This is a genomic window from Streptomyces koelreuteriae (assembly GCF_018604545.1).
In the GTDB taxonomy this organism is placed as follows: domain Bacteria; phylum Actinomycetota; class Actinomycetes; order Streptomycetales; family Streptomycetaceae; genus Streptomyces; species Streptomyces koelreuteriae.
The window spans coordinates 154,210-175,889 of sequence record NZ_CP075896.1; the positions used below are offsets into that span (position 1 = coordinate 154,210).

General features: G+C 71.4%; 14 protein-coding genes. All 14 read right to left on the minus strand.

What is annotated here, in order from left to right; translation table 11 throughout:
* Positions 1–87: 87 nt before the first annotated feature.
* Positions 88–4,350 carry a non-ribosomal peptide synthetase gene (locus tag KJK29_RS00705; protein WP_215116618.1) on the minus strand — a complete coding sequence of 1,421 codons (4,263 nt, stop codon included), beginning with the start codon at positions 4,348–4,350 and terminating at the stop codon, positions 88–90.
* Complete coding sequence (locus KJK29_RS00710; protein ID WP_215116619.1) at positions 4,347–4,592, minus strand: phosphopantetheine-binding protein; 246 nt, start codon at positions 4,590–4,592, stop codon at positions 4,347–4,349. Before KJK29_RS00710 ends, KJK29_RS00705 begins: the two co-directional genes overlap by 4 nt.
* Before the next feature lie 64 nt (positions 4,593–4,656).
* Positions 4,657–6,174 carry a long-chain-fatty-acid--CoA ligase gene (locus tag KJK29_RS00715; RefSeq protein ID WP_215116620.1) on the minus strand — a complete coding sequence of 506 codons (1,518 nt, stop codon included), beginning with the start codon at positions 6,172–6,174 and terminating at the stop codon, positions 4,657–4,659.
* Positions 6,175–6,192: 18 nt separating this feature from the next.
* On the minus strand, positions 6,193–6,690 hold the full coding sequence (scoD, locus tag KJK29_RS00720; RefSeq protein WP_215116621.1) for a (2E)-enoyl-ACP glycyltransferase: 498 nt from the start codon (positions 6,688–6,690) through the stop codon (positions 6,193–6,195).
* Positions 6,687–7,580: a (3R)-3-[(carboxymethyl)amino]fatty acid oxygenase/decarboxylase gene (gene scoE, locus KJK29_RS00725; RefSeq protein ID WP_215116622.1), complete on the minus strand. Its 894-nt coding sequence runs from the start codon at positions 7,578–7,580 to the stop codon at positions 6,687–6,689. The genes scoD and scoE overlap by 4 nt, the downstream gene beginning before the upstream one ends.
* A 73-nt stretch (positions 7,581–7,653) precedes the next feature.
* Positions 7,654–9,087, minus strand: a complete 1,434-nt coding sequence (locus tag KJK29_RS00730) for an MFS transporter (RefSeq protein WP_215116623.1) — start codon at positions 9,085–9,087, stop codon at positions 7,654–7,656.
* Positions 9,084–9,848, minus strand: a complete 765-nt coding sequence (locus KJK29_RS00735) for an aspartyl/asparaginyl beta-hydroxylase domain-containing protein (protein ID WP_215116624.1) — start codon at positions 9,846–9,848, stop codon at positions 9,084–9,086. The genes KJK29_RS00730 and KJK29_RS00735 overlap by 4 nt, the downstream gene beginning before the upstream one ends.
* A 10-nt stretch (positions 9,849–9,858) precedes the next feature.
* On the minus strand, positions 9,859–10,503 hold the full coding sequence (locus KJK29_RS00740; protein ID WP_251057662.1) for a sigma-70 family RNA polymerase sigma factor: 645 nt from the start codon (positions 10,501–10,503) through the stop codon (positions 9,859–9,861).
* Between the two features lie 114 nt (positions 10,504–10,617).
* On the minus strand, positions 10,618–11,331 hold the full coding sequence (locus KJK29_RS00745) for a hypothetical protein (RefSeq protein ID WP_215116625.1): 714 nt from the start codon (positions 11,329–11,331) through the stop codon (positions 10,618–10,620).
* A gap of 9 nt (positions 11,332–11,340) precedes the next feature.
* Entirely contained in the window at positions 11,341–11,868 is a 528-nt protein-coding gene (locus tag KJK29_RS00750; protein ID WP_215116626.1) for a copper chaperone PCu(A)C, read from the minus strand.
* Complete coding sequence (locus tag KJK29_RS00755) at positions 11,865–14,147, minus strand: heavy metal translocating P-type ATPase (protein ID WP_215116627.1); 2,283 nt, start codon at positions 14,145–14,147, stop codon at positions 11,865–11,867. The genes KJK29_RS00750 and KJK29_RS00755 overlap by 4 nt, the downstream gene beginning before the upstream one ends.
* Positions 14,147–14,401, minus strand: a complete 255-nt coding sequence (locus KJK29_RS00760; RefSeq protein WP_215124093.1) for a hypothetical protein — start codon at positions 14,399–14,401, stop codon at positions 14,147–14,149. Before KJK29_RS00760 ends, KJK29_RS00755 begins: the two co-directional genes overlap by 1 nt.
* 184 nt (positions 14,402–14,585) lie before the next feature.
* Positions 14,586–17,054 carry a SpoIIE family protein phosphatase gene (locus KJK29_RS00765; protein ID WP_215116628.1) on the minus strand — a complete coding sequence of 823 codons (2,469 nt, stop codon included), beginning with the start codon at positions 17,052–17,054 and terminating at the stop codon, positions 14,586–14,588.
* A 67-nt stretch (positions 17,055–17,121) separates the two neighbouring features.
* Positions 17,122–21,399 carry a HAMP domain-containing protein gene (locus KJK29_RS00770; protein WP_215116629.1) on the minus strand — a complete coding sequence of 1,426 codons (4,278 nt, stop codon included), beginning with the start codon at positions 21,397–21,399 and terminating at the stop codon, positions 17,122–17,124.
* Positions 21,400–21,680: the final 281 nt, after the last annotated feature.

Genomic DNA, 21,680 nt, shown 5'->3' on the forward strand with positions numbered 1-21,680 from the left:
GCTCCTTGGTGCGGGCTGTTCGTGAGCCGTGGTGGGTTCCGGTGCAGTAGTCGGGGGGCGGAGCCGTTGAGTTCCCGACGCGGCCAACTACTTTGCGGACGAGGCGAGATGGCTCCGCTTTCGGGGCGGCGGGGGCAGCACGCCCGTGGCCACGCAGTGGTCGAGGTAGCGGAAGACGAGGTCCCGGTCGACGGACGGGCGGGTGATGCCGCTGCCGTGCAGTCCGCTCACGACGTTGTCTGCGCGGACCCGTCCGAGACGCAGGTCGGGCTCGGTGTCCCAGGAGTCGAAGAAGGCGAGCGTGGTCGCCGCCGCACCGGACGTACGGGGAAGCTCGGCACGCCACTGGTCCAGCGGCATGCGCCGCAGGGGGTAGCCGTACTCCTCCAGCCAGTCGTAGACCTCGCCCAGTCGCACGGGGACGCTGTCGGCGTGGTTGAACACCCGTGCCGCCGAGAGGGGTTGACCGAGGCTGAGGTGGACCAGGGCTTTCGCGGCGTGGTCGACCGGCGTCCAGACCTCCTCCTCGAACAGGTCGGGCACGATGCCCGCGGGAACGCCCGCGCGCAGCACGCTCCACAGGAAGTCCCGCTCGTTCACGTAGCCGGTGGCGTGCGGGCCGACGACGCGGCCCAGCCGGTGCACGGTGACCGGCAGACCCCGCTCGGCGGCCTGTTCGAGCAGGCGCTCGGCCGCCCACTTGGACTGCTGGTAGCCGTAGCGCAGTCCGGGGTGGGGCGGCAGGAACGCCTCCGGCACCTCAGGGCTGAGGGCGAAGGGCGGGGCGACGGAGAGGGTGGAGACGAAGTGCAGGGGGGCCGACCGTACGGCCGCCATGCGCAACAGGTCTTTGACGGACTGGGTGTTGGCGGCGTGGAGGGTGGTGTAGTCGCGCATGATGCTGACGGTCGCCGCGTTGTGGAGGATCGCCCCGCAGGTGCGGGCGAGTTCGCTGAACGTCTCTTCGTCCAGGCCGAGTCGGGGTCGGGCCAGGTCGGCGCAGACCGCCGTGACGCGTTTCCTCGCCGCTTCAGGGAGCTGTATGCGGTGGGTTTCCAGGGCCTGGTGAAGGCGGGCGGTGGCCTCGGCGGCGCTCGGGGCGCGGACCGTGCAGACGACCTCCGCGTCGGTGCCGGTGAGGAGTTCCGCCAGCAGGTGTACGCCGACGAAGCCCGTGGCGCCGGTGAGCAGGACCCTGTCCGGTGTGCCGTGTGTCCGGCCGCCGTCGCCGGGCCTGATGTCCGGGTCGAGGACGCTGTCGGTGAGCAGGGACGCCGGAAGACCCGGCACGGTCGGCCGGCCCTGCCGCTCCAGGTAGCGGGCCAGCCCGGCCGGGGTCGGGTGCTGGAACAGCCAGGCCACCTTCACCTCGCGGCCCAGTTCGACGCCGAGCCGGTTCGCTACCTGGATGGCTTGGAGCGACTGGGCGCCGAGGTCGAAGACATCGTCCTCGGCGGATACGGCGGACACGCCGAGCATGTGCTGCCAGGCGGCGGCGATGGTGCGCTCCATCGAGCTGTCGGCCACCGCCCTCTCCGGCTGCTCGCCGGGGGTGGCCAGCGCCTTCCTGTCGGTCTTCCCGGAGCTGGTCCGGGGCAGGCGGTCCAGGAACTCCACGGCCGTCGGGATCATCGCCGCGGGCAGCACCTCCCGGAGGCGCTCGCGGATCAGGGCCGCGGCCGGGGCGGGCCCGTCCGGGACGACGTACGCGCACAGCCGCCGTGTTCCGTCGCCCAGCACCTGGCCGACGACAGCGGCGTCTCGGACCCCCGGCTGGGTCACCAGCGCACTCTCGACCTCGGCCGGGTGCACCCGATGTCCGCTGATCTTGAACTCGCTGTCCGCGCGGCCCAGATGGCGTAGCTGCCCGTCGTCGCCGATCCGCACGAGATCACCGGTGCGGTAGGCGCGGGGCGCCCCGGGGAGGCGGTCGAGCGGGGCGAAGCGCGAGGTGTCCGGGACCGGTTCTCCTCGGTAGCCGAGGGCCAGGTTGTCGCCCAGGAGGTGGAGTTCGCCGTCGACGACCGCCGCCCTCGTGCCGGGGAGGGGCAGCCCGATCGGGACGTCCCCGGGGGCGAGTGAGGGGTCGTGGAGGTCGGCGACGGTGGCGGCCACGGTGGCCTCTGTGGGGCCGTAGGTGTTCAGCAGCCGGACCGACGTCCCCACGGCCTTGCGCCAGCCGTCGACCCGGGCGGGCAGGGCCGGCTCGCCGCCGATGACGACGGTACGCACCTCGGTGGGCAGGGTCGCGGTACCGGTCGAGACGGCGTAGGCCAGTTCGTGCCAGTACGCCGTCGGCAGGTCAAGGAAGCTGATCCGCAGCCGGGCGCAGGCGTCCAGGAACCCGGGGACCGACTCGGTCATGTCGCCGTCGCGGACCACGAGGGTGGCGCCCGCGCAAAGCGTAAGGAAGAGCTCTTCGACGCTGGTGTCGAAGTGGAGCGGGGCGAACTGCAGGACGCGGTCACCGCGGTGGAGGCCGTAGCGGTGGGTGGCGCCGGCCACGAAATGGGCCAGGGCACGGTGGTCGATCTCCACGCCCTTGGGACGGCCGGTGGAGCCCGAGGTGTGGAGGACGTAGGCGAGACCGTCCGGCGTCGGTGCCGTCGGCGTGGCGGCCGGGGACTCGGGTTCCGGCTGGTCGAGTCGCAGTATCGGCAGGTCGGTGAAGTCGCCCGTACGGGCGCCGGACGTCACCACGAGCGCGGGGTGGGCGTCGGCCAGCAGCTCGGCCCTGCGCGCCGGGGGCGCTGCCGGATCGAGCGGGCAGTAGGCCGCCCCGGACGCCAGGACTCCCAGGACGGCGGTGACGGCCTCGATGCCGCGCGGCAGGGCGACGGCCACCAGGTCACCGTGGCCGACCCCGTGAGCGGACAGGCGTCGGGCGAGCGAGCGTGCCGAGCCGAGGAGTCTGGCGTAGGTGATGGTGCGCCCGTCGTGTTCCACGGCGACGGATCCACCGTTCCGGGCGGACTGGCCGGCGATCAGGTCGAGGACCCCACGCGCCGGGCCGGGCAGCGGCCCTCCGTCCAATACCTGGACCGCTTCACGCGCACGCGACTCCCCCAGCGCCCGGTCGGGGGCTGCGACGGCCTCTTCGAGCAGGGAGAGCAGCCCTTCCTGGAACGCGGTGACGTCCGCCTCGTCGTAGAGGTCGGGGTTGGCGTCCAAGGCGATGCGCAGGCCCCCGCCCTCGGAGCGGTCGTAGACGTTGACGGACAGGTCGTCGACGGGGCCCGCGGAGATGTTGTGGACCGTGCTGCGGTGTCCGGCGAATCGCAGGTCGTACGCGAAGGGCATGATGTTGACGCCGGGGCCGGACAACCGGCGCTGTCCGCCGACGAGTCCGAGGTCGCGCCGCAGATGTTCGTAGCGGTAGCGCTGGTGCGGGAGTCCGGTGCGGAGTTCGGCGGAGACCCGGGCCGCCAGGTCGCGCAGGCTGTCCGAAGCGGTGACGGTGACGCGCAGGGGCAGGATGTTGCGCACCATGCAGGGGACGCGCAGTGAGACGGAGCCGAGGCGGCCCATCGCCGGCAGGCTGAGGACGATCTCCCCGGCTCCGGTCGTGTGGTGCAGATGGGCCGCGGTCACGGCCAGCAGGATCTCCGACCAGGTGATCTCGATGTCGCGGGCGACGGCACGCAGGGACACCGTCCGAGCGGCGTCGAGGTCGACCACCCTGCGGTGGAACGTGCGCGCGGGCAGGGCCGTACGGCCGGCGGGCGTGGCCACGGGCGGCCGGTCCGCGTACCGGTCCGTCCAGTGGGCGCGGTCCTGGGCGAAGCGGGGTGAGGAGCGGTAGGCCCGTTCCTCGTCCCGCACCGAGGCCAGGGTGCCGAACCCGCTGTCCCCCGGCGGCTCGCCCGCCACGAGTGCCGTGTAGACCTCGGCGATCCGGCGCGCGACGAGCGAGAGCCCGAAGCCGTCGAGGGCGATGTGGTGGACGCGGTGGTACCAGAGGTACTCCTCCGGTGCGATGCGGAGCAGGGCGTGGCCGAAGAGGGGGTCGCGCGTGAGGTCGACGGGTCGGGCCATGTCCTGGTCCATCCAGGCCAGGGCCGCCGCGTACGGGTCGGGCTCGCCGGTGAGGTCCGCGGTGTACGGGCGCCAGTCGGCGGCCGGGGCGTCGGTCTGCCAGGGGCGGCCCTGGTCGTCGACGACGAAGGCGGCGTTCAGGGCCTCCGTCTCCGCGACCACGTGGCGCAGCGCCGCTTCGAAGGCGGAGGGGTCCAGCGGGCCGTGGATGTGCGCGTACTCGGCGGTGTTGTAGGCGGGACTGTCCGCGTCGAGGTGCTGGCCGGTCCAGATGCCCTCCTGGGCGGCCAGCAGCGGATGGCGCACCGCTGTCACGCGGTTCCTCCCCCGGATACGGAGAGCAGCCGCCACCACTGGGCGAACGAGGTGCACTCGGCGAGGTCGACGAAGGTCACTTCCACGCCGGACTCCCGCCACCGTTCGATGAGGGTGACGACGCGCAGGGAGTCCAGTCCCGCGTGGAAGGGGTTCTCGTCGAGGTCGACTTCGTGGGGCTGCTGGTGCAGGAGTTCCGCCAGGTCGGCGCGGAAACCCTCCAGCGTGAGGGGAGCAGGCATGTCGTTCTCTCTCAATGAGCCGATGGACCGGTGGACCGATGGACCGGTGGGCCGTGGCGTCCGGTCAGTTGACCTTGCGTGCGGAGTCGCCCCAGAAGCGGTCGCGCAGTTCCCGGCGCAGGATCTTGCCGCTGGGGTTGCGCGGGACGCTGTCGATGAACTCATAGCGGGCGGGCAGCTTGAAGCTCGCCAGGCGCGGGACGAGGAAGGTGTGCAGGTCCCGGGGCCTGGGCCGCAGCCCGGCGGTGGGGACGACGAAGGCGTGCACGTACTCGCCCCAGCGTTCGTCGGGGGCGCCGACGACGACCGCCTCGGCGACTTGGGGGTGGCTTTCCAGGACGTTCTCGATCTCGGCGGGGTAGACGTTCTCGCCGGCGACGAGGACGGCGTCCTTGATGCGGTCGCGGATGAAGACGTAGCCGTCCTCGTCGACGTATCCGGCGTCCCCGGTGTGGATCCAGCCGTCGACCAGGGTCTCGGCGGTCTTGTCGGGCAGGCCCCAGTACTCGACCATGTGCGCGGGCGTGGCCAGGCAGACCTCGCCGACGGCGCCCGGCGGCAGTTCGCGGCCCTCCCCGTCGATCACCTTGCTGCGGACTCCCGGGTAGGGGCGGCCCGCGGCCTGCATGAGGGGGCTGCCGGGGACATGGGCGGCCGGTGGCAGGCAGACGGCGGTGTTGCCGGTCTCGGTCAGGCCGTAGATCTGGGCGAACTCGCAGTCGAGGACGGCGAGGCTCTCCTCCAGCAGGGCCTCGGAGATCGGGGAGCCGCCGTAGACCGTCTTGCGCAGGGTGGTGAAGTCCTCGGCTCCGACGCCGGGTTCCAAGAGCATCATGCGGAGCATGGCGGGCACGACGCAGGCGGTCGTGATGCCGAGGTCGCGGATGAGGTCGACGGCTTGGCGGGCGGCGAAGGCGCGCAGGGCGACGACCGTGGTGCCGGCGTCGAGGTTCTGCGTGGCCCACCACAGTCCGCCGATGTGGAATCCGGGGATGCCGATCAGGGCGATGTCGTCGGCCCGCCAGTCGATCCAGTCAAGCCCCTCGCTCCCCAGGGCGTCGCGGATCGCGAAGAAGCTGCGGTGGGCGAGGACGACGCCCTTGGGCAGTCCGGTGGTGCCGCTGGTGTAGAGCTGGGCGACGGGGGTGTCGGAGGTGGCCTCGAACTCCGTGTCATGGTGCGGGTGCGGTGCGCGCCATTCCTCCAGGGAGCCCAGGTGTACGACGGTTTCGGGCTCCGATGCGACGGCTGCCGCGAACTCCTCCTCCACGAACAGCAGCCGGGTGCAGGAGTCCTGGAGGATGTGGCCGACCTCGGGTGCGGTGAGCCGCCAGTTGACCGGGACGAGGACGGTGCCGGTCTTGGCGCAGGCGAAGAGGATCTCGTAGTAGTGCTCGGACTCCTTGCCGAGGTAGGCGACCCGGTCACCGGGGGTGAGCCCGGCGGCGCGCAGGGCGTGGGCGACGCGGTTGCTCTCGCGGTGGAGGGCCGCGTAGGTCAGGCTGCGGCCCTCGCACAGCACCGCCGGGTGGTCCGGTCGGTGCTCGGCGTGGTGCCGGGTGGTCTGGACGAGTGTCTTCACAGGTGAACCCTTCGGCGGTCAGGGGACGTTGACGAACGCGAGGGTCACCTCGCCGTCGCAGCGGCCCGATGCGGCGTCCCGGTAGCGGAAGGCGGTATCGGCGTGCAGGAACGGGGTGCCGTCGGCCCGGGTGCGCCGGGTGACGGACCGGAATTCCATCTCCCCGGAGAAGGCCCGGGGATCGACCGGACGCCGGAAACGCGCCGAGAAACGGGCGATGAGAATGTCCGGCAGCTGATGCTTCCAGAAGTCGTCCATTGTCCAGGATTCGAACCCCGTACCGATCCCGTCTTTCACGGACTTGGCGACGAGGTAATACATCATCTGGTTGTAGCAGATGTTCACCTCGACGGAATTCAGATGCCCGGTGTCGTCGATGTAGCACGACTCGGGGATCTCGAACTCACAATGGGCGAAAGCCCGGCCGTCCGTTTCCGTCACGGCAGCCGAACGCAGGTACTTGCAGTGCTCCTTGTAGGGCGCCAGCACCTGGGCCAGCAGCGCTTCGTCCGTCATGCCGCCACCTCCATCCCGTCGTGGAGCCGACGCTCGTCGTGCACGGTGACGCGGTGGGAGACGGTCGGCTCGGGTGTGGTGGTGTGCCGGGCGCGGTGGATGAGGCTGCGGTTGTCCCAGACCAGCAGGTCGCCCTTCTCGAAGCCCTGCAGGTGGATGTTCTCGTGCTCGAAGGCCTCGTCGAGCTGGCCGGTGGCGTCGAACAGCCGCTTCAGCAGCTCCTCGTCGAGCGGCCGGCCGCCCTCGTCCTCGATGCCGACCGTGAAGCCCTCACTGATGTAGAGGACCGTCTCGCCGGTCATGGGGTGGGTGAAGGTGGTCGGCTGCCGGACGGCCGGGGTCTTCCGTTCGACCTCGTCGATGATTTCGGAGAGCGGACGGTAGACGTCCTGGGGCCGGATCTTGAAGTACTTGCGCACGGAGTGCCGGCAGTAGGTTCCGGCGATCTCCTTCTTGAGGTCCGCGGGCAGTCTCTCGTAGGCCCGGCCCATGTCGATGAAGTACGTGCCGCGGTTCTTCTCGGGGACGACCTGAGGGTGGATGAGGGTGATACCGAAGGGGTTCGGCATGAACTGGTAGTCGGCGTGCCAGAACTTGCCCGTTTTCGGTACGCCGATCTGCTTGCCGTTCTCCGGCACGTTGGAGGAGACGAATATCTCCGGCACCTCGGGGTGCTTGTACATGGGCTCGTAGTACGTCTCGGGGCGGCCGAGCCGCTTTCCGAGTTCCAGGAATTGCTCGGGAGCGAGGTCCTGGCCCTTCAGGATCGCGATCTTCTTGGTGTAGACGGTGTTCTTGAGCGCCGCGATATCGGCTTCCGAGGCGGTGGTGTGGTCGAAGTCCTCGACCGTCGCGCCCATCGCGTCGCCGGGCTGTTGCTTGATCTCCATGACGAGGTGTCCTTACGTGAAAGTGAGACGAGACAGCCCACGACCTGCGCGTGGCCGGGGCAGAGAGGAGGGCTCAGGGACCGCTGGTCCCCTCGGCCGCGGTGGTGCCGGTGGCCCTGGGGAGGAGGAGCAGCGCGAGCGCGCCGCAGCCGATACCGCCCGCGATCACGAGGACAGCGGTACGGATGCCGTCGAGGAGCCCGGGGCCGGAGCCGTTCTGCCCGACTCCCCCGGCGACCGCGACCAGGACTGCGAGGCCGACCGCCCCGCCCACCTGGAGCGTGGTCGACGCCAGCCCCGAGGCGATGCCCTGGTCTTCTGGGGCCACTCCGGCGGACGCGGCGATCCACATCCCCGTCCACGCGGCCCCCTGGCCGAGCCCCAGCAGCACGATCCCCGGCAGCAGAGCGGGGTACGAACCGTCGGAGGTGAGCGCCAGGCCGAGGGCCGCGGCCCCGGCGGCACCCAGCGCCATGCCGCCGACCAGCATGCGGCGCGTGCCGAAGGCGGACACGGCCCGTTCGCCCGCCTGCGTACCGAGGGCCACGACCACGGCGGGCACGAGGAACGCGAGCCCCGTCGCGATCGCGCTGTAGCCGTGGACGGTCTGGAAATACAGGGTCAAGAAGTACGGCACCGAACTGAACGTGGCGCTGAACAGGGCGGTCACCCCCATGGCCGTGAGCAGGCCCCGGTGGGCGAACAGCCGGGCCGGCATGAGCGGGTCACGGGACCGTGTCTCGATGACGGCGAACAGCGTCAGCAGAACGGCCGAGAGCGCCGCGCTCGTGAGGGCCGTGGGACTGGCCCAGCCCTCCGCGGGGGCCCTCACCAGCAGGAAGACCAGGAGTGTGACCCCGCCCGTCGCGGTCAGCGCGCCCGCCACGTCGAAGTGCCGCGAGCGGTCGACCGGCCCGTCCCCGGGGAAGAGCGACCACCCGGCGACCGCGAGAGCCCCGGCCACGGGCACGTTGACGAAGAACACAGCCGGCCAGCCGAACGCCTCCACCAGGAAGCCGCCGAGGAGGGAGCCGAAGCAGAGCCCGCCGGCGCCGGCGGCACTCCACACCGCCAGGGCACGGTTCCGGTCCGGTCCCTCGTCGTACAGGGTGTTGATCAGGGACAGCGTCGCGGGGAACAGCAGAGAGCCGCCGATCCCCTGGACCACCCTGACGGCGATCAGGACGCCGGGTGACTCCGAGACTCCGCCCACGAGGGAGGAACCCGCGTACAGCAGGGCCGCCAGGACGAACATCCGGCGCCGGCCGAGCAGATCCGCGGCCCGCCCGCCCAGCAGCAGACAGCCCCCGGTGGCCACGACATAGGCGCTGACCACCCACTGCAGGTCATGGTCGGAGAAGCCCAGCCCGCTGCCGATGTCGGGCAGCGCGACGTACACGATGTTGTAGTCGAGCGAGATGACGAGCTGCGCCGCCGCCAGCACGAGCAGCGGAAGCCCGAGCGGCTTTCGCGGGGCGGTTCTTCCCGGCTCTGTCGCGGCCGTCATCGGTCGCCCCCGCTCTCCCCCATCAGCCGGCGGATCTCGGTGATCAGGGCGACCAGCGCCCGACGTTCCGGAAGGGTCGTCTCCGGGTGCCAGAGGTCGATGAGCAGGCAGGTCCGTGGCCTGGTGCCGTCGTTACGTGCCTCGTGCTCGAAGGAGTAGTCGAAGAGGAGGCATTTGCCCTCCTCCCATGAGCGGGTCTCCCCCGCGACCGTGATGCGGCACCCTTCGGGGATGTCCACCGCGAGATGCAGATTGATGCTGAAGTTCCACAGATCGCAGTGGGGTTCGATGAAGGCGCCCGGCAGCAGGGTGGAGAAGTGGCTTTCCAGGAGAGGGCATATCTTGCCCGTGTCGACAGCGACGTCCTTCAGTACCCGATAGGCGGTCGGAGCCGCGATGGCCGATTCCTCGACCAGGCCGCCGTCGCGGTAGAGGTACAGGGCCTGCCAGTTCTCCTGGCGTGTCAGATAGTGCTCGTAGTCGGCGAACGCCTCCCGGCGTTCCTCCCACGCGCTGAGCAGCTCCTTCTTGATGGTCCGGTGGTGAGCCTCCAGCTCCCGTACGACGGGGGCCAGTTCGGCGTGGGCGTAGGGGTCGTGCCAGGGAGTGGGCGAGAGGCCCGGCATGATCCACTTGGCCGCCTTCTGCAGCGGATGCCGTTCGACCCCGCCCGGCTGCAGCATCCGCTCGACCCGGGTGATCGATTCCGCGCCGAACTCGGCTCGGACGGCGGCGAAGGCGTTCTCTATCTCTGGTGTCACCGTCTGCCTCTCACCTGTTCCGAACCGCCTTCGCCCTGGGACTGTCGTGTCGGACCAGTAGTCGGTCGGGGACGGGCTCGAGTTCCCCGCCCGCGCCGGCTTTCTCGGCCTCCTCCAGGAGCGTGACGAGGGCCGCCCGGGCCCGTGCCACCCGCGAACGGATCGTGCCCACGGGGCAGTCGCCCGCCCGGGCCGCCTCGTCGTAGGGCAGTCCCGCCAGTTGGGTGCGGACGAACGCCTCACGGCGCTCCGCGGGCAGCGCGTCCAGCAGGTCGAGCAGGGCCACGCCGTCGTCGAAGCCGGGCAGACCGGTCGGCTGGGCGCGTTCGACCCATGCCGTCCAGTCGTCGACGTCGGCCTGTTTCGGCCGTGTGGCGGCGTAGCGCAGGCTGTCGACGACCGTGCGGCGCGCGATGGTCAGCAGCCAGGTGCGTGCCGACGAGCGCCCCTCGAACCGGTGCAGGCTGCCGAGCGCCCGCAGGAACGTGTCCTGCGTCAGGTCGTCGGCCGCCTGACGGTCGGCGGAGAGGTAGGTGACGTAGCGGACGACGTCCGGGTGGAGTGCGCGTACGAAGCGGTCGACGGCGTCGGGGTCGCCGGTCCGGGCGGCGAGAGCCCAGGCCGTGGCGCGGTCGTCGCGGACAGGAGTGATCACCTGATGTCCTTCTCGTTCTCGGGTGATCCGGGGCCGGTTCGGCAGGGTGGTGGCATGGTTGAGCACGCCACGGCCGAAGGGGCCCTGGACGGGAGTGGGACGGAGCCGGCTGTCTCAGACGACAGCGGTCCCGGCCGGAGGCCCCCGAGAGACGATCGTGTACGCGAAGGTCAGCCGCGGGACCCGCTCCGCACGTTCACGCGTCGGCCGCAGGCGGGGCCGACGGGGCGGGACGGGCAGCGGCAACGGCAGCCGCAGCGGAGCGGCCAGCCGGCCGGCGACGGCCCGCAGAAGACGGAAGGCCGCCCGTTCACCGAACGCCAGCCACACACCGGTCAGCAGAGCGGCCAGCAGGTGGGCGGCGAGCATGCCGAGCGACGACGGGTCGCCGGTGCCGTGGGCCATAGGGTCCATGTGGCCCATGTGGCCCATGTGGCTGATGTGGCCCATGTGGCTGATGTGGCCTATGTGGCCCATGTGCTGGGCGTGCGCCGCGTGGCCCATGCCCATGGATCCCATGCCCATCGAGCCCATGTCCGACGGCACCCCGGCACCTGTGCCGGAGCCCGGCGCCGTCGACTGGCCCCAGGAGAAGGCCGAGTGGAGCGTCCCCTGCGCGACGACGACCACCGTCACGACCAGCGGAAAGCCCCGTTCACGGCCCGCCAGCGCCCAGCCGGCGCCGCTCGTGACGGCGAACCCGGCGGCCAGGGTCCACCACGGCACGGCGGAGCCCGACATCAGTACGTGCCCGAGGGCGGCGAGCAGCACGCAGAGGGCCGCGAACACCGCGGCCCGCACCGTGCGCGCACACCACCCAGCGGTCATGACGCCCGCTCACCCACGGTCCTGTCCGGGTCGGACCACCACCGCGAGGGTCTTCACCGCCCCGCCGCGTTCGAAGTGCAGCGTGAAGGCGACGAGGTCACCGGTCCGCCAGCCGCCCTTCCTCACCGGCACGATCACGCCGAGGCTCGCCGGTGACATCGCGAGGCTCGTTCCGGCCGGGACTCCGACCGAGGACACCGTGCGGTCGGAGGCCGTGTTGGAACTCGTCATGACGTGGCGGCTCAGGGTGGGCCCGCGGTCGCCGGTTCCGGCGGTCGTCACCTTCAGCAGCCGGTCCGGCGCGCCTCCGCTGTTGGCGATGCGGAAGTAGGCCGCCGTGTCCGGGGTGCTACCGGTGGGCGCGAACATCCTGCCGTCGGTGACCTTGATCGAGGCCGGGGTGCCGGCGTTGCCGTAGGCGGTCCAGAGGCTCAGTCCGCCGAGGGCGAGCCCGCACGCGGCGACGGGTGCGACCGCGGCGACGAGGGTGTCGGTGAGCCGGCGGCGGGTCGGGCGCCAGGGGAGCTGTCCGGTCATCGGGTGTGCCTCCGGGCGGCGGCGGAGGCCGAGGGCGAGGGCTGCCAGGCGCGCAGCCGCAGGCTGTTGGCGACGACCAGCACCGAGCTGGCCGACATCGCCGCGGCGGCGAGCATCGGGTTCAGCAGACCCACCATGGCCAGCGGGACGGTGACGACGTTGTAGCCGAAGGCCCACACCAGGTTGGCGCGGATCGTGGCCAGCGTGCGCCGGGCGAGCCGGACCGCGTCCGCCAGGGCCTCGATGTCGCCGCGCACGAGCGTGACATCGGCGGCGCCGGCCGCCACGTCCGTGCCGCCGCCCATGGCGATGCCCAGATCGGCACCCGCCAGCGCGGCCGCGTCGTTGACACCGTCCCCGACGACCGCGACCCGGTACCCCTGCTCCTGCAGGTCCCGTACGAGAGCGGCCTTGTCCTCGGGGGTGCGGCGGGCGTGCACCTCCTCGATGCCGAGCGCCCGCGCGACGGCCCGGGCGGGCGCCTCACGGTCGCCGGTGGCGAGGACGGGCCGTACTCCGAGGCGCCGCAGCCGGTCCACGGCCCGGTAGCTGCCGGGCCGCAGGACGTCCCCGACCTCGATCAGGGCCTCGGCCCTGCCGTCCACGCGGACCACGACAGGCGTACGCGCGGCGTCCTCGGCCCCGGCCAGGGCGTCCACGAGTTCGCCGGGCAGGTCGTCGTCGGGGGCGAGGACTTCGACCAGCCGCCCCTCGACGCGCCCCCGCACTCCGCGCCCCGGCAGCGCGCTGAACTCGCTCACCTCCGGCAGCCTCTGCTCGCCCTGCTCCCGCCGCGCGCAGGCGCAGACGGCCCGCCCCAGGGGATGCTCCGACCCCTGTTCCACGGCGCCCGCCAGCCGCAGTACCGCCGCCTTTCCGAGCCCGTCCGCTACGGCCGTGATCCGGGCGACGGTCATGTGGCCGGTGGTGAGGGTGCCGGTCTTGTCGAGCACGACGGCGTCGAGATGCTGAAGCCCCTCCAGGGCCTGCGGGCCGGTGACGAGCACGCCCAACTGAGCGCCCCGGCCGGTCGCGGCCATCAGCGCGGTCGGTGTGGCGAGGCCCAGCGCGCACGGGCAGGCGACCACCAGGACCGCGACGCACGCGGTGAGCGCGGCCTGCGGATCGGCGCCGGCGCCCAGCCAGAAGCCGAGCGCGGTGACGGCCAGAGCGAGCACGACCGGCACGAACACCCCGGCCACCGAGTCGGCCAGCCGCTGGGCGCGCGCCTTCCCGGCCTGCGCCTCGGTCACCAGCCGGGTGATCCGGGCGAGTTGGGTGTCGGCGCCGACGGCCGTGGCGCGGACGAGCAGCAGCCCTCCGGCGTTGACGGCTCCGCCCACCACCGCCGATCCCGGTCCGACTTCCACGGGTTCGCTCTCGCCGGTGACCAGGGACAGATCCACGGCCGAACTGCCCTCCGTCACCTCCCCGTCGGTGGCGACCCGCTCGCCCGGTCGTACGAGGAAGACCTGTCCGGCCCTCAACTCCTCGACGTCGATGAGCCGTTCCGAGCCGTCGGCCGTCCGGACGGAGACCTCCTTGGCCGCGAGCCGGGCCAGCGACCGCAGCGCCTCCCCCGTCCCGTGCCGGGCCCGTGCCTCCAGGAACCGCCCGGCGAGCACGAACAGCGGTACACCCACGGCCGCTTCGAGGTAGAGGTGAGCGACGCCGTCCGAGGCGGTGGGTACAAGGGTGAACGGCATCTTCATCCAGGGGTCGCCGGCGCCCCCGAGGAAGAGCGCGTACGCCGACCAGGCGAAGGACGCCACCACACCCAGCGACACGAGCGTGTCCATGGTCGCCGCGGAGTGCCGCAGTCCCCGGACCGCCCGTGTGTGGAAGGGCCAGGCACCCCATACGGCCACGGGCGCGGCGAGTGCGAAGCAGAGCCACTGCCAGTTGCGGAACTGCAAGGCGGGCGCCATGGACAGGACCAGTACGGGCAGCGCGAGCAGGGCAGTGACGACGAGCCGGTTCCGTTCCTGCCGGGTGCCCTCGGCATCGCCGCCGTCGTCGCTCGCCGGCTCCTCCGCCTTCCTGGGCGGCTCGGGCAGGGCGGCGGTGTAGCCGGCCTTCTCGACGGTGGCGACGAGTTCCTCCGGGCCGATGTCCGCCGGATGACTCACGCGGGCCATGCCGGTGGCCAGATTGACGGTCGCGGTGACCCCGTCCAGCTTGCCGAGCTTCTTCTCGACCCGGGTCACACAGGCAGCGCAGGTCATGCCGCCGACGGTCAGGTCGGTCGTCACCAGGACCGTCCCCGCTTCAGCGCCCATCAGCCGTGTCCCCCCTGCATGCCATCCATGTCTCCCATGCCGCCGCCACCGTGACCGCCCGGTTCGCCGCCGTCGCGGCTCGTGCTGTCGCCGCGCATCCCGGGTGCGACGGGGCCGGCGCCGACGCCGACGGCGTAGGACACCGCGAAGATCAGAACCAGCAGCAGGAGGAAGCCGCAGAGCGCGGGCGGAGGCGCCGCTCTCCGCAGGCCCGCGCCCACGCCGCTCGAAGGGGACTGCTGAGCCTCGTCCATCAACCGCGTCTCCAGGTCACGTCGTACGACGTCGCTCGGATCGCGCCGCACCGGTTCAGAGGTCGGACGGGCCGTCAGATGAGTTCCCGAGGCTGTGTATGGCGCGTGTCACACGAGGCCGGAGCACGCGTTCCGGACACGCCTCTGACGCGCGACAGCCTGAGGCCGCCTCCATGGCTTCGATCTACATGACCTCGATGCTGATGATGCAGGTGTCGTCGTCCGTGTCGGACCTGCTGTACGTGAGCAGATGGTCGAGGCGCTGGTCGAGGGTGGTCTTCTTGGCACTGGCGGTCACCAGGAGGTGCTTCAGGGACTCCTCCATGGAGCGGTCCCTGCGTTCCACCAGTCCGTCGGTGTACATCAGCAGCGTGTCGCCGATCTCCAGCCGCATCTCCTCCTCCTGGTAGGTGATGTCGGACGCGGCGCCGAGCAGCAGGCCCTTGAGGAGGGGCAGGGTCGTCGCCTGACCGTCCCGTACGAGGACCGGCGGCAGATGTCCGGCTCGGGCCCAGCGCAGGACCCGGCTCGAGGGGTCGTACAGCGCGCAGACTGCGGTCGCCGTCACCGAGTCGGAGAGGTGGTGGGCGACGCTGTTCAGCCAGGACAGCAGCTGGGCCGGGCCCGCTCCGGTGACGGCGAGGCCGCGCAGGGCGTTGCGGAGCACGACCATGCTGGTGGCCGCCTCGATGCCGTGCCCGGCGACGTCTCCGACGCTCAGCAGGATGTGCTTCGAGGGCAGGACCACGGCGTCGTACCAGTCGCCGCCCACGAGGTGATCGGTCTCGGCGGGCCGGTAGCGCACGGCCGTGCGCAGTCCCGGCGCGTCGAGGGGTGCCGCCGTGGAGGGCATGATGGCCTGTTGCAGTTGCAGGGCCAGTCGGTTCCGCTCCGCGGACTGCTGTTCGGAGTGGGCGAGTTGGTCGCGGGTGGCGGCGAGGGCTACCTCGGTCCAGTGCTGGGCCGAGACGTCCTGGTAGGCGCCCCGGACGGCGAGGAGGCTGTCGTCGATGTCCACGACGGGTTCGGCGACCACCCGGATGTGGCGGGTCACCCCGTCCGGGCGCAGCAGGCGGAAGGCCGCCGACGCCGGTTTGCGGTGGTGCAGCACGGTCCGCAGGAAGCGGCCGATGGTGACGGCGTCGTCCGGGTGGGCGTGGGCCCGCAGTTCCTCGACGGGGGCGGGCCCGTCGGTCTCCGCGCGGCCGTAGAGGGCGAAGAGCTGGCTGTTCCAGGTGATCTCGCCCGTGACGAAGTTCTCCTCGAAACCGCCGATCCGGCCGAGGCGTTGCGCGTGTTCGAGGAGATTGGCCAGGCGGGCCATCTCGTCCTCGATGCGCCAGATCAGCAGCACGCTGTCGCCGTGTCGGGTCATGCTGACCTCTGCGACGGAGGACAGCGGCACCTGGTCCACGAGCGCGGTGAGTGTCATGTGGCCGGCCCGGAACGGCTCGCCCGTGGCGTAGACCCGTTCGAGGTGGCTGAAGAGGCCGTTCTCGTCCGCTGCCAGGGGGTACGCCTCCAGCAGCAGGGCGCCGTCGACGGTGCTGCGGGGGCGTCCCGCGGGGTCGCGGAAGCGGTGGTTGACGTGGTGGATACGGAAGTCGGTGAGATGTCCGGTGTCGTCCACCTGGGGGGTGAGCACCAGCGTGGGGTCGTACAGCGAGTCGGCCAGGTCCGCCAGTTCCGACAGGCCGGACCTCAGCGGAGGGCCGTCGAGCGGCAGGGTGGAGGGCGAGTGGATCTCCAGGGTGTGCGCGCACAGTTCCGCGAGCGCCTCGAACTGCCGGACGACAGCGGGTGGTTGCGGGACCAGCGGGGTCGGCCAGCAGATCTCGAGCACGCCGTGGATCCGTCCGCCCACTCCGGTGGGGACGGCGACCCTTCCGCCGTCGGGGTGATGGGTACGGCCGATGGACGGCGGCCCGGACGCTGCCAGGGACCGGATCCACTCGGGCCGGCGCTCGGTCAGCGCGGTGCGGGCGACGGTCGCCACGCCCGGCGGCACATAGCACCAGCGCTCCGCCTCGCCCTCGGGGAACCCGGAGCTGCCCGCGAGGGTCAGGGAGCCGTCGGCGCCGGCCGCCCAGATCGCCACGCCGGTCGCCCCGAGAGGTTCCAGCGCGTGCTGCAGCAGGGAGTCGGCGACGGCCTGGGTGTCCTCGGCGGCCAGGGCGCTGCTCTCCGCTGTGCGCAGCCGTACGGCGGACACGGCGGCCGGCGCGGCGGGCGGGGTGCCCCGGACCGCCGTCGCGAAGTCGACCGCGACCTCGGTCAGGCGGTCGCGTGCCGCCTGGTTGATGATGTCGACGGCCAGTTCGAGCGGCGTCATCGCCGACTGTTCGGCGAGTTCGGCCAGTTGCCGGGCGGCTTCGGCGGGACCGCAGTGCAGGCGTTCGACGAGCACGCCCTTGGCGAGATCCATGAGGGCGCGTCCGTCGGCCGCGGCGTGCGCCGCCTGCACCTCGTGGCGCAGGCGTTCCACCGTGACGGCCAGCCGGCCGACCGGAGAGGCCAGCGGTCCGCCGGGCGGCTCGGCCGCCGGTATGACGTCGCCTCCGGCGGCCTCGGCGGCCGGCAGGCCCTCCGCGGCGGCGTGCCGTCGCGGCTCATCGTCCCGGGAGGGGTCCCCGGACAGATCGGTGCTGCTCACGTGGACGCTTGCTCCTTCTGACCCGCACACCGTGTGGGAGGCGTCGTGATGTCGGTGGGTTTCGGCGTCACGCGGACAGCCAGTGCCGCACGCAGGCGATGAGGTCGTTGGCGTCGACGGGCTTGGTCACGTAGTCGCTGGCGCCGGCCGCCAGGCTCTTCTCCCGGTCGCCCGGCATGGCCTTGGCGGTGACCGCGACGATCGGCAGGCCCCGGTACTCGGGCATCTTCCTGATCTCGGCGGTCGCGGCGTACCCGTCCATCTCCGGCATCATCACGTCCATCAGCACGAGCCGGATCTCGGGGTGCGCGGTGAGGATGTCGATGCTCTTGCGGCCGTTCTCCGCGTGCAGCACCCGCAGGCCGTGGAGTTCGAGGATGCCGCTGAGGGCGAACAGGTTGCGGGCGTCGTCGTCGACGACGAGCACCGTCTGTCCCGCCAGGGTGATGTCGACCTCGGGGGCCGTGCCCAGACTCTCCTCCATCCGTACGAGCGGCACCACGTCGCCGGGCTGCTCGGCCGACAGATGCAGGGTGATCCGTTCCTTCAGCTCGTCCAGGCTCGACAGCACCTCCAGGGGGCGGTTGTCGGCCCGGGCCTGCAGGTCGGCCTCCTGGGCCGCGCTCGGACGGTGGTTGTTGTGGACCAGGACCGGGACGGTGGCCAGCGCGGCGTCGCCGTCCACGGCTTCCAGCAGCCGCGGGCCCTCGCCGTCGGGCAGATCCATGCTGAGGACGACGCAGTGGCACGGCCCGGCGGCCAGGGCGGAGGCCGCCTCCTGGGCGTCCATGGCGGTGACGATCTCCACGGCGTCGTGCTGATCCCGCGCCGCACGGCTGTGGTCCAGGTCGGCGACGGCGCTCTCGGCGACCACGGAGAGCAGCCCGCGCACCCGCTCCTCGACGATCAGCAGCCGCCGCGTGTGCGGTACCGGCAGCGCGAGAGCCGTCCCCGGGCGCTGTCCTTCGGCCGGACCGACGGCGCTGTCGTCTTCCTGCGTCCCGTCGGGCCGAGGCACTGCGGAGAGGTCCTCGAAGTCGGCGCGCGCCACCGGAAGGTAGAGCGTGAAGGTGCTGCCCTGTCCGGGGTTGCTGTCCACGGTCACCGCGCCGCCCAGCAGATGGGCGATCTCCCGGGTGATGGACAGGCCGAGGCCGGTGCCCCCGTACTTGCGGCTCATGGTGCCGTCCGCCTGCTGGAAGGCGCCGAAGATGGTCTCCAGCTGCTGCTCGGGGATGCCGATGCCCGTGTCCTCGACGCGGAAGGCCACCACGGGCCCGCCGCGGTGCACGATCTCGGGTACGTCGTCGTCGGCGGCCGGCTCGATGTGCAGTTCGACGCCGCCCCGCTCGGTGAACTTCACCGCGTTGGACAGCAGATTGCGCAGCACCTGGCGCAGCCGCGCGTCGTCCGTGACCAGGTCGGCGGGCGCGCCCGGGGCCCTGGTGATGGCGAAGGTCAGGCCCTTCTGGGTGGTCATCGGCCGGAAGGTGGCCTCGACGTAGTCCAGGAGGCGGCGCAGCGGCACGCGTTCGGGGGCGATGTCCATCTTGCCCGCCTCGACCTTCGACAGGTCGAGGATGTCGCTGATGAGCTGCAGCAGGTCGGAGCCGGCGGAGTGGATGATGCCCGCGTACTCGACCTGCTTCGGCGTCAGGTTCCGGGAGGGGTTCTGCGCGAGGAGCTGGGCGAGGATGAGCAGGCTGTTGAGCGGGGTGCGCAGTTCGTGGCTCATGTTGGCCAGGAACTCCGACTTGTACTTCGAGGCCAGCGACAGTTGCTTGGCGCGGTCCTCCAGCTCCTGGCGGGCCTGCTCGATCTGCAGGTTCTTCGCCTCGATGTCCCGGTTCTGCGTGGCCAGCAGGGTGGCCTTCTCCTCCAGCTCCGCGTTGGAGCGCTGCAGCTCGCCCTGGCCTGCCTGCAACTCGTCGGAGCGGACGCGCAGTTCCTCGGCCAGTCGCTGGGACTCGCCGAGCAGTTCGTCGGTGCGGGCGTTGGCGAGGATGGTGTTGACGTTGACGCCGATGGTCTCCCTGAGCTGCTCCAGGAAGTCCTGGTGGATCTGGGTGAACCGGGTGACCGAGGCCAGCTCGATGACGCCGAGGACCTGTTCCTCGACGGTGAGGGGCAGCACCGTCAGCGAGGCCGGTGTCGTCCTGCCGAGCCCGGACGAGATGGTCACGTAGTCGGCGGGGACCTCGTCCACGGTGATGGTGCGGCGGCTGCGGGCCGCCTGGCCGATCAGGGTGTGCCCGAGGGGGATGCGCTCCAGGCGGTCGCTGTCGGCGGGGTAGCCGTAGGAGCCGATGAGCCGCAGTTCCACGCCGGTGCCGGTCTCCTCGGCCAGGTAGAACGCCCCGTACTGCGCGGAGACCAGCGGTGTCAGCTCGTCCATGATGAGTTCGGCGACGATGTCCAGGTCCCGGTGTCCCTGCATGAGGGAGGACACCCCGGCCAGGTTGGACTTCAGCCAGTCCTGTTCCTGGTTGGCCTGGGTCGTGTCGCGGAGGGACTCCACCATCGCGTTGATGTTGTCCTTGAGTTCGGCCACCTCGCCGGAGGCGTCCACCGTGATCGACCGGGTGAGGTCGCCCTCGGCGACGGCGCTGGCCACCTCGGCGATCGCCCGGACCTGCCGGGTCAGGTTGCCGGCCAGCTCGTTCACGTTCTCGGTGAGCCGCTTCCAGGTGCCCGAGACGCCCTCGACCTCGGCCTGGCCGCCGAGCCGGCCCTCGCTGCCCACCTCCCGGGCCACGCGGGTGACCTCGGCGGCGAACGACGAGAGCTGGTCGACCATGGTGTTGATGGTGGTCTTGAGTTCCAGGATCTCGCCGCGGGCGTCGACGTCGATCTTCTTGGACAGGTCGCCGTTGGCGACGGCCGTGGTCACCAGCGCGATGTTGCGGACCTGCCCGGTCAGGTTGTTCGCCATCGAGTTGACGTTATCGGTGAGGTCCTTCCACGTCCCGGCGACGTTGGGGACATGGGCCTGGCCGCCGAGGCGTCCCTCGGTGCCGACCTCGCGGGCCACGCGGGTCACCTCGTCCGCGAAGGCGGACAGGGTGTCGACCATGGTGTTGATCGTGCCCGCCAGTGCGGCGACCTCGCCCTTGGCCTCCACGGTGATCTTCTGCGACAGGTCGCCGCGGGCCACGGCCGTGGCCACCTGGGCGATGGAGCGGACCTGCCCGGTCAGGTTGGAGGCCATCACGTTGACGTTGTCGGTGAGGTCCTTCCAGGTGCCCGACACCCCGCGCACGGTGGCCTGGCCGCCGAGGTTGCCCTCGGTGCCCACCTCACGGGAGACCCTGGTGACCTCGTCGGCGAAGGACGACAGTTGGTCGACCATCGTGTTGATGGTCTCCTTCAGCTTCAGGATCTCGCCCCGCGCGTCCACACGGATCTTCTGCGACAGGTCGCCCTGCGCCACGGCGGTGGTCACCTCGGCGATGGAGCGGACCTGGGCGGTGAGGTTGTCCGCCATGAAGTTCACCGAGTCGGTCAGGTCACGCCAGGTGCCCCGCACGCCCTTGACGTCGGCCTGGCCGCCGAGCCGACCCTCCGTACCCACCTCCCGCGCCACACGCGTCACCTCGTCCGCGAACGCCGAGAGCTGATCCACCATCGTGTTGATGGTGTTCTTCAACTCCAGGATCTCGCCCCGGGCATCGACGGTGATCTTCTGGGACAGGTCGCCCTTGGCGACGGCGGTGGCCACCTGGGCGATGGAGCGGACCTGACCGGTGAGGTTCCCCGCCATGAAGTTCACCGAGTCGGTCAGATCCCGCCAGGTGCCCCGCACACCCTTGACGTCCGCCTGACCACCGAGCCGACCCTCCGTACCCACCTCCCGCGCCACACGCGTCACCTCGTCCGCGAACGCCGAGAGCTGATCCACCATCGTGTTGATGGTGTTCTTCAACTCCAGGATCTCGCCGCGCGCGTCGACGTCGATCTTCTGGGACAGGTCGCCCTTGGCGACGGCGGTGGCCACCTGGGCGATGTCACGCACCTGGGTGGTCAGGTTGCCGGCCATGGCGTTGACGGAGTCGGTGAGGTCGGCCCAGGTTCCGGAGACCCCGGGGACCTGCGCCTGGCCGCCCAGCGTGCCCTCGGTACCGACCTCTCGGGCCACTCGGGTCACTTCGGAGGTGAAGAGCGAGAGCTGGTCGACCATGCCGTTGAACACGGACGCGATCTCGCCGAGCAGGCCGCCGGCCTCCTCCGGCAGCCGGGTGCCGAAGTCGCCGTCGCGTACCGCCGTCAGCCCGGCCAGCAACCGCCGTAGCTCCGGCTCCCCCGGCACTACGCTCGGATCCTGGATCGCGGTACCCGCCTTGTCCATGCTCTGCCTCTCCCCGAACGCCCACGGCGTTCCCCCACCGGCCGCCTACGAAGGTCTCATCGTATGGCCAGGCCGGCCCCGGACTTGATTCCGGCAAGTATTGTCACGCGACAACGGCTGAAGGTCGACCGGCGAGTCTCCGGTCACCGACTCGGCCACGCCGCGCCCAGGCCTCCAGTCGTCGCCGCCCCGCGCCGCGCGAAACGACGAGGCGCCCCTACCCACGGTTGTGCCGGGGGGTGGGTATCGTCCGCCCCGATGCCCCGGGTCCGCGGCTCAGC

What these genes read in the sequence shown, in the direction of transcription:
- KJK29_RS00770 (WP_215116629.1), bottom strand. Translation starts at nt 21,399, where the DNA reads ATGGACAAGGCGGGTACCGCGATCCAGGATCCGAGCGTAGTGCCGGGG.
- KJK29_RS00750 (WP_215116626.1), bottom strand. Translation starts at nt 11,868, where the DNA reads ATGACCGGACAGCTCCCCTGGCGCCCGACCCGCCGCCGGCTCACCGAC.
- KJK29_RS00730 (WP_215116623.1), bottom strand. Translation starts at nt 9,087, where the DNA reads ATGACGGCCGCGACAGAGCCGGGAAGAACCGCCCCGCGAAAGCCGCTC.
- KJK29_RS00760 (WP_215124093.1), bottom strand. Translation starts at nt 14,401, where the DNA reads ATGGACGAGGCTCAGCAGTCCCCTTCGAGCGGCGTGGGCGCGGGCCTG.
- KJK29_RS00755 (WP_215116627.1), bottom strand. Translation starts at nt 14,147, where the DNA reads ATGGGCGCTGAAGCGGGGACGGTCCTGGTGACGACCGACCTGACCGTC.
- KJK29_RS00710 (WP_215116619.1), bottom strand. Translation starts at nt 4,592, where the DNA reads ATGCCTGCTCCCCTCACGCTGGAGGGTTTCCGCGCCGACCTGGCGGAA.
- scoE (WP_215116622.1), bottom strand. Translation starts at nt 7,580, where the DNA reads ATGGAGATCAAGCAACAGCCCGGCGACGCGATGGGCGCGACGGTCGAG.
- scoD (WP_215116621.1), bottom strand. Translation starts at nt 6,690, where the DNA reads ATGACGGACGAAGCGCTGCTGGCCCAGGTGCTGGCGCCCTACAAGGAG.
- KJK29_RS00745 (WP_215116625.1), bottom strand. Translation starts at nt 11,331, where the DNA reads ATGACCGCTGGGTGGTGTGCGCGCACGGTGCGGGCCGCGGTGTTCGCG.